The sequence below is a fragment of the Stenotrophomonas sp. GD04145 genome, from assembly GCF_029835135.1.
GTDB lineage: Bacteria > Pseudomonadota > Gammaproteobacteria > Xanthomonadales > Xanthomonadaceae > Stenotrophomonas > Stenotrophomonas maltophilia_P.
Genome location: NZ_JAODZG010000070.1, coordinates 1 through 10,633, shown reverse-complemented (window position 1 = coordinate 10,633; position 10,633 = coordinate 1). Strand labels below are relative to the sequence as shown.

At 66.7% G+C, this 10,633-nt stretch carries 11 protein-coding genes; all 11 read right to left on the bottom strand.

The annotated features are described in order from the left end of the window. Nucleotides 1–1,183: flagellar hook-associated protein FlgL (flgL, locus tag N7367_RS18725; RefSeq protein WP_279942982.1), on the bottom strand; the 1,183-nt coding region annotated here is incomplete at its 3' end. Further along, the gene (flgK, locus tag N7367_RS18720; RefSeq protein ID WP_279942981.1) at nucleotides 1,180–3,060 is read right to left on the bottom strand and encodes a flagellar hook-associated protein FlgK; all 1,881 of its coding nucleotides are present in this window, start codon (nucleotides 3,058–3,060) and stop codon (nucleotides 1,180–1,182) included. The genes flgK and flgL, both read right to left, overlap by 4 nt. Nucleotides 3,061–3,068: 8 nt before the next feature. Then, nucleotides 3,069–4,265 carry a flagellar assembly peptidoglycan hydrolase FlgJ gene (flgJ, locus tag N7367_RS18715; RefSeq protein ID WP_279942980.1) on the bottom strand — a complete coding sequence of 399 codons (1,197 nt, stop codon included), beginning with the start codon at nucleotides 4,263–4,265 and terminating at the stop codon, nucleotides 3,069–3,071. Nucleotide 4,266: 1 nt separating this feature from the next. Further along, nucleotides 4,267–5,400 (bottom strand): flagellar basal body P-ring protein FlgI, encoded by a 1,134-nt coding sequence (locus N7367_RS18710; protein ID WP_164152917.1) that lies wholly within the window; start codon nucleotides 5,398–5,400, stop codon nucleotides 4,267–4,269. 2 nt (nucleotides 5,401–5,402) lie between these two features. Next, nucleotides 5,403–6,095, bottom strand: a complete 693-nt coding sequence (gene flgH / locus N7367_RS18705) for a flagellar basal body L-ring protein FlgH (protein ID WP_253118440.1) — start codon at nucleotides 6,093–6,095, stop codon at nucleotides 5,403–5,405. 22 nt (nucleotides 6,096–6,117) lie between these two features. Beyond that, nucleotides 6,118–6,903, bottom strand: a complete 786-nt coding sequence (gene flgG, locus N7367_RS18700) for a flagellar basal-body rod protein FlgG (protein ID WP_053517910.1) — start codon at nucleotides 6,901–6,903, stop codon at nucleotides 6,118–6,120. Nucleotides 6,904–7,006: 103 nt separating this feature from the next. Next, a complete protein-coding gene (locus N7367_RS18695) occupies nucleotides 7,007–7,756 on the bottom strand; it encodes a flagellar basal body rod protein FlgF (RefSeq protein ID WP_277381747.1) in 750 nt (249 codons plus the stop codon). Nucleotides 7,757–7,788: 32 nt separating this feature from the next. Further along, entirely contained in the window at nucleotides 7,789–9,012 is a 1,224-nt protein-coding gene (flgE, locus tag N7367_RS18690; RefSeq protein WP_279942979.1) for a flagellar hook protein FlgE, read from the bottom strand. A gap of 31 nt (nucleotides 9,013–9,043) precedes the next feature. Further along, complete coding sequence (locus N7367_RS18685) at nucleotides 9,044–9,727, bottom strand: flagellar hook capping FlgD N-terminal domain-containing protein (protein WP_053517914.1); 684 nt, start codon at nucleotides 9,725–9,727, stop codon at nucleotides 9,044–9,046. A gap of 23 nt (nucleotides 9,728–9,750) precedes the next feature. Then, nucleotides 9,751–10,158 carry a flagellar basal body rod protein FlgC gene (flgC, locus tag N7367_RS18680; RefSeq protein ID WP_053517916.1) on the bottom strand — a complete coding sequence of 136 codons (408 nt, stop codon included), beginning with the start codon at nucleotides 10,156–10,158 and terminating at the stop codon, nucleotides 9,751–9,753. Nucleotides 10,159–10,161: 3 nt separating this feature from the next. Next, nucleotides 10,162–10,557 (bottom strand): flagellar basal body rod protein FlgB, encoded by a 396-nt coding sequence (gene flgB, locus N7367_RS18675; protein WP_053517917.1) that lies wholly within the window; start codon nucleotides 10,555–10,557, stop codon nucleotides 10,162–10,164. Between the last annotated feature and the right edge of the window lie 76 nt (nucleotides 10,558–10,633).

Here is a 10,633-nt window from a genome sequence, read left to right as displayed (position 1 = left end):
GCGACATCGACTGCATCTGCGAGAAGATCGTCTGTGCAGCCTGCAGCGCGGTGCTCTGCAACTGGTACTGGCTCAGGGCATCGGCGTAGTCCAGGTCGCGCATCTGTGACAGGGTGGTCTTCAACGTCACACTGTTGGCTTCGCGCATGTCCGCTGCATTGTCCAGCGCCTTGAGCTGCGATCCGCCGGCAGCACGCGAATCGATCATCCGCTCGGACGCGCGACCGACGTCGCGCAATGCACTCTGCAGCTGGTTCTGCTGCGCCGCCAGCTGCGCGGTGCTGCCGGTATCGGCGTCGAGTGCGGCGATCAGCTTGTCCATCGTCGCGAAGATGTCGCGGCTGCCGGCCGGCTGCACGTTGAAGGTATCGCCGGGCTCGGCAGCGCCGGTGATCTGCAGGCGCACGCCGTTCACTTCCAGTTCGTCGCCGGGCTTCAGGGAGCCGGTACTGGTCACGTTGCCCGTTGCGTCCAGCACCTCGTACTGATCGCTGGCGGTGAAGCGCACGCTGAAGGCCTGGCCGTTCCAGCTGTCGCTGCCGTCGCGGGTGATGTTGGTCAGCACGCCCTTGCCGGTGTTGCCTGCGGCGGCGCTGCCGTCGACGAAGCCATCGCCGGTCGGAATGCGCATGAAGATCTCGCTGCCGGGCAGGGCGTCGAGCACGTAGGTGTCCGGCCCCACTTCCACCTGGCGCTGGGTCTGGTCGCCGCGATAGACCACCTTGCCGTCGATCTTGGCGAACGGCGCATCGCCGTCATGGGTGCCACCGAATACATAGCGGCCGGTACCATCGCTGCTGTTGGCCAGCGACAGCAGGCCGTCGCGGATCTGGTTCAGCTCGGTGATCAGGGTCTTCTTGTCCGCGGCGCTCAGCGCCGGATTGCTGGCCTGCAACGTCAGGTCGCTGACGCGGCCCATCAGGTCATTGACCTGGGCCAGCGTGTTCTCCTGCACGCCGAGCCGGTTCTGCACGTTGCCGGCGTTGAGGCCCATGCGCTCGAGTGCCGCCAGGCTGCGGTCCAGGCCCACGGCGGTGCCCGCGGCCACGGGATCGTCCTTGGCGCTGACGATCTTGCTGCCGGTGGCGATCTGCTGCTCCAGGTGATTGAGCTTGGCCTGCTTGGCCAGCATCAGCGTCACCGACTGGTTGAACATCATTCCGGTGGAGATGCGGCTGCTCATCGGCGGACGGCTCCCAGGATGGTCTGGAACATGTTGTCGGCAGTGGAAATCAACTGCGAGGCGGCCTGGTAGGCCTGCTGCAGGCGGAGCATGTTCGCCGCCTCCTCATCCAGGTTGACGCCGGAGATCTCGTCGCGCGCGTCCTGGGCCTTCTCGTTGATCACCAGCTGCGCTTCAAGCGAGTACTCGGCTGAGCGCGCTGCCGCGCCGACCTGGGTGGTCAGCCCGCCCAGTGCGCCGTTCAGGGTGACGGTGCCGCTGCTGAACGCCTTGGCGCTCTCCACCTTGGCCAGCCTTGCCGCGTTGCTGTTGTCCGAAGAGCCGGCCGGGGTCGGGGTGATGTTGAAGGTGTCGCCGGTGCGCGGTGCACCGTCGAGAACGAAACTCCAACCGTTGGCGCTGATGGTCTGGCCCGGGGTGTAGGTCTGCGGTGGGCCACCATCGATGGTGTAGGTGGTGGCGGAAGTGAAGACGATCGCCGCAGGATTGCGCAGGTCCGCATGGCCGGCATCGGTCACGGAGACGCCGCTGAGCTTGCCCGTACCGGTATTGGCGGTGGCGGCGGCGCCCTTCACGGCAGCCGCGGCTGCGATGCGCGAGGGATCGGTGATGGCGATCTCCAGGCTGCCGGCCACGCCGGCGGTGGGCTGCAGCAGGAAGCGGTCGTTGATTGCCGGCGTGCCGCCGACCACCAGCTCGACGCCGTTGATCATCAGCGGATCGGCCGCAGTGCCGGTGCCGGTCAACGGAATGCTGGCGCCGGTGTCGGCGCGGCTCGCCTTCCACTGCGTGCCATCGAACTGCAGGACGACGTTCTGCGCGTCCAGCTTGCCGAGATCGCCGAAGCTGGCACTGATGCTGGCCGTCCCGCTGTTGCCACTGTTGGCCGTCACCCGCGGCGTGCCGATGTTGAAGAAGTCACCGCCGAGCTGGCCGTAGAGATCCACGCCCTGGTGGTGGACCTGGTTGAAGCTGTCGGCCAGGCCGATCGCCAGCTTGCCCAGTTCCGCCTGCGCCGGGGTCAGCACGGTGTCGCGGAACTCCATCAGCCCACCGATCTGGCCGCCGACGGCCTTGGGATCCAGGGTGATGGTGTTGCCCTGCGTTTCCAGTGCCAGCTGCAGGCGCTCGGGCTGGTACGGATCGGCCACGGTGGTGACCCGGGTGGCGGTGGTGCCGACCACCAGTGCGTTGCCGCCGGCGGTGTAGACGTTCATCACGCCGCCGTCCTGGATCACCGCGGTGCCACCGGTATAGCCGATCAGCTGCGAGATCAGCTGGTCGCGGCGATCGAGCAGGTCCGGGGCCGCGCTGGCGATGTTGGTGCCGATGGCGCCGTTGATCTGGGCGATTTCCTGCGCCAGCCGGTTGACCTCGGTCGCTCCGGCGAGCAGGCCGTTGTTGACCTCGCTGTTGAGGTTGTTCAGATGGGTATTGAGCTGCACGAAACGGTTGGCCAGGGCCTTGCCACCGTCCAGCATGCTCTGCCGGTCGGCCGTGCCGGAGGCATTGGAAGACAGGCCGCTGACCGAATCGAAGAAGTTGGACCAGACGCCTGCGACGTTGGTGGCGGCGTCGGAGAACAGGGCGTTGACTCGGTCGGCCATGCCGGACAACTGCTTCAGGCGTGCCAGCTCACCGCTGCTGTCGAGCAGGCGCGAGATCGCCAGCTGGTCGGCAGTGCGCCGGATGTCGGTGATGCGCGTGCCGTTGCCCACCGTGCCGTAGCCGAAGTTCTGCGGATCGGCCGTGGCGAAATTGACCTTCTGCCGGCTGTAACCCGGCGTGTTGAGGTTGGCCACGTTGTGGCTGGTGGTTGCCAGGGCGCGCTGGAAGGCGAGCAGGGCACCGGTACCGGTGGAAAGTACGCTGGACATGGGGTTCCTCAACGACGGGTGATACCCAGCGCCGCTGTTGCGGTGCTGGCGAAGGTCTGGCCAAGGCGACTGCCGGCATCGGTCACGGCGGCGACGGCACGCTCGATGGTCGGGCCGCCGGCGATCGCGGCGATCTTGGCCGCGTAGCGCGGATCGGTGGCATAGCCGGCCCGCTGCAGGCCCCGGGCGAAGCCCTGCACATCGGTGCCGGCCTGCAGGGCCTGCTGGTAGCGCGGGCTGGTCTTCAGCAGGCGCACGTAGTCGGCGAAGCTCTCGGCCGGCGAGGTGTAGGCGCGGAAGCTTGCGGTTTCATTACGGCGCACGCCATCGACGTACTCATGGGTGCCGGCCACCGCACGCTGCCCGTTCCAGCCATTGGCCTTGATGCCGAACAGGTTGTGCGAGGTGCTGCCATCGGCGTGCTTGATCTGGCGCTTGCCCCAGCCGGTTTCCAGTGCGGCCTGCGCAACCAGCGCGCGTGCGTCCACGCCCAGCTCCCTGGCTGCGCTCTGCGCGTGCTGCCAGATGCTGGCGACGAAGCCTTCCGGGGTATGCGCACCCAGCTGGGCTACCGCGGTGCGGGTCGCCAGCGCATCGGTCGTAGTGCCGCTGCCACGGTTGCTGGCAGTGGCGGCCCACTGGTCGTTGCGGGCTGCCCAGTCGGGGCCGTCAAGCCCGGCGATGTAGGGATCATCGGTGCCCAGCGACCGGTGGACGCTGCTGCTTTCGCGGCCGGCGATCAGGTCCAGGGCCTGTTCCATCGGCGCGATGGCGGCCGATGCATCCTGCTGTGCACCTGCGGCCATCTGCTGCAGCATGCGTACGGCCTGGCCGGCGTCCTCCAGCGGCAGCGACGGCGCCGCCTTGGCGGGCGCGTTGAGCTGATAGGCCCGGCTGGCCTTCGCAGCGCCGATGCCGGTATCCAGCGCCGGTCCTTCGGCGGTCGCTCCGGACAGCTGGCGGGTGATCATGGCCGACAGCCCGAGTCCCTTGCCACGGGTCATCGCCTCGGCGATCTTCTGGTCGTACATCTCCCGGAACATCTTGTTCTCACCGGGAAAGAGCGAGTCGCCGAAACTGGCATCGCGCATGCTCTTGACCAGCATCTGCGCGAACTGGCCTTCCAGCTGCCGCCCGACCTTGTCGATCCTGGCCGGGTCGTTCTGCTGCGCCGGATTCAGCTCGAAGGCGGGGGTGATGCGCATGTCAGATCACCTCGAGTTCGGCGCTCAGCGCGCCGGCCTGCTTCAGTGCTTCCAGGATCGCGATGAGGTCGCCCGGCGCGGCGCCGACGGCGTTCACCGCGTGCACGATCTCATCCAGTGTGGTCCCGCCATTGAACTTGAACATGCGGCTGCCATCGTTGGTGGCGGTGATGGTCGACTGCGGGCTGACCACCGTGCTGCCGCCGGCCAGTGCGTTGGGCTGGCTGACGTTGGTGTTCTCCTGGATGGTCACCGTCAACGAACCGTGCGAGATCGCCGCAGGGCCGACGCGGACCTGCTGGCCGATGACCACCGTGCCCGTACGCGAGTTGACCACGACCTTGGCCGGGGCGCTGCCCGGGGTCAGCTCCAGGTTCTCGATGCGGGCAAGCAGGCCGATGCGTGCACCCGGGTCGGTCGGCGCGGCCACCGCCACAGTCACGCCGTCGACGGCGCGTGCCGCGCCTTCGCCGAAGGCGTTGTTGAGCGCGGCGACCATCCGCGAGACGGTGGTGAAGTCGTTGTTGTGCAGGTTCAGGGTGATTTCGCCGTTGGCACCGAAGACATCCGGCAACGCGCGTTCGACCGTGGCACCGTTGGGAATGCGGCCGACGCTGGGCACGTTCACCGACACCCGCGAGCCATCCTTGCCCTGGGCACCGAAGCCGCCCACGATCAGGTTGCCCTGTGCGATGGCGTAGACCTGGCCATCAGCACCGCGCAGCGGCGCCATCAGCAGCGAGCCGCCACGCAGCGACACCGCGTTGCCGATCGAGGACACGGTGACATCGATGGGCTGCCCTGGCTTGGCGAACGGTGGCAGTTCGGCGTGGATCGCCACGGCGGCGACGTTCTTCAGCTGCGGATTGACGTTGGCCGGCACATTCACGCCCAGCTCGCCCAGCAGGTTCTTCAGGCTCTGCACGGTGAAGGGGGCCTGGCTGGTGCGGTCGCCACTGCCATCCAGGCCGACCACCAGGCCGTAGCCGACCAGCGCGTTGCCGCGCACGCCGCCGACCTGGGCCAGATCCTTGATGCGCTCGGCATTGGCGGGCGCAGCCACTGCCAGCAGCACCAGGCAGCACAGCGATGACAGACGGTGCCAGGAAGAGAAGAAGGTAAGCGTCATGGCCATGCTCAGAACGGCGTCAGGCCGGAGTTGAAGAAGCGGCTCAGCCAGCCCATCGCGTTGGATTGCGCGACCGGACCGCGGCCGCCGTAGACGATGCGGGCCTCGGCCACACGGCTGGAGGGAAGGGTGTTGTCCGGGCTGATGTCACCCGGGCGCACGATGCCCTGCACCTGCACCAGCTCGTCGCCCTGGTTCAGGCGCAGATTCTTCTGTCCCTGCACGACCAGGTTGCCATTGGGCAGGCGCTGGATCACGGTGACCGTGACGCTGCCCTGCAGGCGGTTGCTCTGTGCGCTGTTGCCCTTGCCGGTGAAGTCGCGCGCGCCCTTGGCGCTGGCGCTGAGGATGTCCTTGCCGCCCAGGGTGACCGGCGCACCGAAGATCGAGGGCGTCCCCAGGCTCAGATTCGATTCCTTGTTGGTGGCGGTGTTGGCGCTGGTCTGCGCGGTGGTGTTTTCCAGCAGCGTGATGGTCAGCAGGTCGCCGACATCACGCGCGCGGCGGTCCGAGTACAGCTGCAGGGTTGGCCCTGCCGCATAGATCGCACCGGCCGTCGGCTCCGCCTGGGGCGGCATGATCGGCTGCAGCGGCGCCATCGCGGGGTAGGGGCGCACGTCGCCGGCAATCACGCAGCCGCCGAGCAGGGCGGCCACCGTGCTGGCGAGGACAGTGCGGGCGAGGGTGGAAGTGGGCGACATGGCGTTATCCCGGTTGGGCCGGTCAGATCTTGTTGTTGAGGTAGGCCAGCATGGAGTCGGTGGTCGAGATCGCCTTGGCGTTCATCTCGTAGGCGCGCTGGGTTTCGATCATCGACACCAGCTCCTCCACCACGTTCACGTTGCTGCCCTCGAGCGCACCCTGGACCACGTTGCCGAGCCCGTTCAGGCCCGGATTGCCGTTCTGCGCCGGCCCCGAGGCGGTGGTTTCCAGGAACAGGTTCTCGCCGCGCGCCTGCAGGCCTGCGGGATTGACGAAGTCGGTCAGGGTCAGCGCACCGATTTCCACCGATGCGGCGTCGTCGGCCATCTTCACGCTGATGGTGCCGTCGCTGCCGATGGTCACCGACTGCGCGCCTTCGGGAATCTGGATGCCGGGCTGCACCGGGTAACCGCTGTTGGTGACCAGTTCGCTGTCCTGGTTGATCTTGAACGAGCCGTCGCGGGTGTAGGCGGAGCTGCCATCGGGCAGCTGCACCTCGAAGAAGCCCCGGCCATTGACCATCACGTCCAGCGCGCGGCCGGTCTGCTGCTGGCTGCCCTGCTCGAAGTTCTTGGCGGTGGCCACCACGCGCACGCCCGTGCCCAGCTGCAGGCCGGTCGGCAGCTGGGTCTGCGCCGACGATGCGCCGCCCGGCTGGCGGACCTGCTGGTACAACAGATCCTCGAAGCTGGCGCGGTCCTGCTTGAAGCCGGTGGTGTTGGTGTTGGCGAGGTTGTTGGAAACCACCGACATGCGCATCTGCTGCGCATCCAGTCCGGTTTTCGCGATCCACAATGCCTGGTTCATCTTCGGAGTCCTGTCTGGCTGAAACCGGCCGCGTGCTGCGGCCCATGGGGTACGGCGTGCAAGCGGTGTGCCAGTGCCGTTACGCGGCGCCGGCGGAATTCCGTCAGCTGCCCAGTCGCAGCAGGCTGTTGGCGCTGCGTGCGTTGTCATCACCGTGCTTGATCACCTGCACCTGCATTTCGTACTGGCGTTGCAGCTGGATCATCTGCACCAGTGCACCGGCGGCATCGACGTTGCTGCCCTCCAGCTGGCCGCTGTGCACGGTGGGCCCGAGGGCCTGGGCGAACGGCTGCAGCGGATCGGTGTTGCGGAACAGGCCATCAAGACCGCGCTCGAGCCGTTCGTCCGGTGCCTGCACCACCTTGATCCGGCCGATCATGGCCATGGTCTGCGGGCCTTCACCCTGCGGGATGATCGAGATCGTGCCGTCGTTGCCGATCTCCATCGCCTGGTAAGGCGGAATGGCGATCGGGTTGTTGTTGTCATCCAGTACCGGGCGCCCACCGGAGGTCACCAACTGACCGTTCGGTGTCACCGACAGTGCCGCGCCGCGTGTGTACGCTTCGCTGCCGTCGCTGGACTGCACGGCCAGCCAGGTGCCGGTCTGCAGCGCCAGGTCCAGCGGCTTGCCGGTGATGTGCTGCGCACCGGGCCGGCGGTTGAAGCCGGCGTCGACATGCAGCGCATCGACCCGCGAGGCAAAGCCCCGGCCCTGGATCGGGAAGGCCTCGGTATTGGCCAGCGCTTCCTTGAAGCCGGGGGTATCGGAGTTGGCGAGGTTGTGGCTGAGCGTTCCCTGCGCCTGCAGGGAGGCGCGGGCACCGGTCATCGCCACGTAGAGGGCTTTATCCATGCGGGGAGTTCCGTGACAGGGTCAGCGGCTCATCAACGGATGTTGATGACGGTCTGGGTGATCTGGTCCTGGGTGGTGATCATCTGTGCGTTGGCCTGGAAGTTGCGCTGCGCGGTGATCATGTTGACCAGCTGCTCGGTCAGGTCGACAGTGGACGCCTCCAGCGAGCCGGCCTGGATCTTGCCGAGGTTGGAGGTATCGGGCATTCCGGTACGGGCCGTACCCGAATCGAACGTCTCCGCCCACACGTTGTTGCCCTTCTGCTCCAGGCCCTGCGGGTTGTTGAAGGTGGTCAGCGCAACCTGGCCGAGCGGCTTGTCGTCGCCATTGGAGTAGCGTGCGTAGACCACGCCGGTGTCCGACACCGTGATTTCGTTGAGCTTGCCCGCGGCGTAACCGTCCTGCTGGGTGTTGCGCAGGGCGAACTTCTCGCCGTACTGGGTCGAGCCGCTCACGTCCAGGGTCATGTTCAACTCGCCCGCGCCGGTGGTCGGGGTGAACGTGCCGAGGCTGATCCTGCCGTTGGCCGGTGCGGTCAGCTTGCCGCTGTTGTCGAAGGTGACCGGCGTCGGGGTACCTGCGGGTTCGCCGTCGACGAAGTTGTGCACGGTCCACTGGTTGACGCCGGCTTCCTTGACGAAGTACGACACCTGGATGTGGCTCACGCCCAGCGAGTCATACACGGTAATGCCGCCGCTGGAGTGGTTGTAGCTGTTGGAATTGGTGGCATCGAACGGCTGCACCGTCGGTTCCTTGGCGTTGGCCGGCAGGGTGAAACCAACCTTTACATCGCTGGTCTGCCGGGGCGGGCTGTCGGTGGTCAGCAGCTGCAGGTCGATCATGCGACCGGCGTCGAAGTTGGTGCCGTCGGTGTTGGGCGCGAACACCTGCAGGCGCGCGCCCTGCGGGTTGGTCACGTAGCCTGCGGCATCGGTCTGGAAGTTGCCGGCACGCGAGTACACCCGCTGGCCGTTCATGTTCATGGTGAAGAAGCCCTCACCGGAAATCGCCATGTCCAGGCTGCGGCCGGTCTGCTCGTTGTTGCCCTGGATGAACTGCTGGGCCACGTTGGAGACGCGCACGCCCGAGCCGACCGCGTTCTTCGACAGGCCGTAGCTGGTGGCGGCGAACAGGTCGGCGAACTCGGCGCGCGACTGCTTGAAGCCGGTGGTGTTGACGTTGGCGACGTTGTTGGCGGTGACGCTCAGGTCGGAGTTGGCGGCATTGATGCCGGACAGCGAGACATTGAAGCCCATGGGATGCTCCTGGTAGATGCGGGTAGGCGGCTCAGCTGACGCGGAGCACGTAGTCGATCGGGGCCGTGCCCAGGCCCTTGAGGTTCAGGTACAGGCCATCGGAACCGACGGTCACGCTTTCCACCGGTGCCTGCACATAGGTGGACAGCTTGGTGCTCTTGCCAGCGGTATCGACATGGTTGGCGACCACGCTGTACTTGCCCGGCTCCATGCGGTTGCCGGCGGCATCCTTGCCATCCCACTGGAATGCGGTTTCGCCCGCGGCCTTGGCCTCGACGCTGATCGAGGTGACCTTGGCGCCGTTGGCATCGGTGATGTCCACGGTGATGATGCCGGCGCCGGGCGCGGCCACCGTGCCCTCGACGCTGCCTTCGTTCTCCAGCACCAGCTTCTCGGACGGCACCAGCACCTGGTGCCCCACCAGCGCGGCGCCACGTAGCACCTGGTCGCTGGCCATCGACTGCTGGAAGCCCTGCACCGTGGTGTTCAGGTCGGTGATGCCCTGCACGGTCGACATCTGCGCCATCTGCGCGACCATCTGCGTGTTGTCCATGGGCTTGAGCGGGTCCTGGTGCTGCAGCTGCTCGGTCATCAGGCGCAGGAAGTCGGCCTGGTCCAGGGTGTTCTTCTTCTTGGTGGCGTTGCTGTTGGGAGCATTCAGGCCCAGTGCGGAGTAGACGTCCTGGCTGGTCTGGTTGTTGACGGCAGTGGTCATGGCGGTATCCGGTACTGCGGGCCTCAGCGGCCCATGGTCAGGGTGGCCAGGGCCAGTTCCTTGGCGGTGGTCAACATCTCCACGCCGGCCTGGTAGTTGCGCGAGGTCGAGATCAGATTGACCATCTGCGCGACAGGATCGACGTCAGGCTGGTAGATGTAGCCGTCGGCGTCGGCAAGCGGGTGGCCGGGCTCGTAGCGCTTGATCGGCGCTGCCTCGCTGCGGGTGATTTCCTTCACCTGCACCGAGGTGATGTTCGGGTCGTCCTTGCTCGTGACCGCCTGGAAGATCGGCTCCAGCGGCTTGTAGACGGCCTCGGCCGAGCCGGCAACGGTGTCGGCGTTGGACAGGTTGGAGGCGATGGTGCTCATGCGCACCGACTGCGCCTGCAGCGCGGAGCCGGCGATGTCGAAGATCGGCAGGTTGCTCATGGCTTATTGCCCCGTGATCGCGGTCAGCATGGAACGGACCTTGCTCTCGACGAAGCTGAGCGATGCGCGGTACTCCAGCGCGGCGCGACCGTAGGCGGCGCGCTCTGCATCCGGATCGACGGTATTGCCGTCAAGGCTGGGCTGGACACCCTCGCGCGCGATCTGGAACGGATTCAGGCCGTTGTTGATCGCATAGTGCTGCTCGTGGGTGGTGGCCATCAGGCCGTTGCCATCCTGTCCCTGTGCGCTGCGCAGGGCGGCGTCGAAGTCCAGGTCCTGGGCCTTGTAGCCGGGGGTATCGGCATTGCCGAGATTGCTGGCGATCAGCTTCATCCGCTGTTCGCGCAACGGCATGGCCTGGGCATGTACGCCCAGGTAGTCGGTAATCAGGTTGCGCACGATGCACTCCCACGGGAACGTTGCCCGGGAAGCTGCAAGCGGTGTGCCAAAAGGTCGTGGGCGGGGCGGGGCGCCG

Coding starts and splice junctions, on each gene's coding strand:
- flgK (WP_279942981.1), bottom strand. CDS start 3,060: ATGTCCAGCGTACTTTCCACCGGTACCGGTGCCCTGCTCGCCTTCCAG.
- flgJ (WP_279942980.1), bottom strand. CDS start 4,265: ATGCGCATCACCCCCGCCTTCGAGCTGAATCCGGCGCAGCAGAACGAC.
- N7367_RS18710 (WP_164152917.1), bottom strand. CDS start 5,400: ATGGCCATGACGCTTACCTTCTTCTCTTCCTGGCACCGTCTGTCATCG.
- flgH (WP_253118440.1), bottom strand. CDS start 6,095: ATGTCGCCCACTTCCACCCTCGCCCGCACTGTCCTCGCCAGCACGGTG.
- flgG (WP_053517910.1), bottom strand. CDS start 6,903: ATGAACCAGGCATTGTGGATCGCGAAAACCGGACTGGATGCGCAGCAG.
- N7367_RS18695 (WP_277381747.1), bottom strand. CDS start 7,756: ATGGATAAAGCCCTCTACGTGGCGATGACCGGTGCCCGCGCCTCCCTG.
- flgE (WP_279942979.1), bottom strand. CDS start 9,012: ATGGGCTTCAATGTCTCGCTGTCCGGCATCAATGCCGCCAACTCCGAC.
- N7367_RS18685 (WP_053517914.1), bottom strand. CDS start 9,727: ATGACCACTGCCGTCAACAACCAGACCAGCCAGGACGTCTACTCCGCA.
- flgC (WP_053517916.1), bottom strand. CDS start 10,158: ATGAGCAACCTGCCGATCTTCGACATCGCCGGCTCCGCGCTGCAGGCG.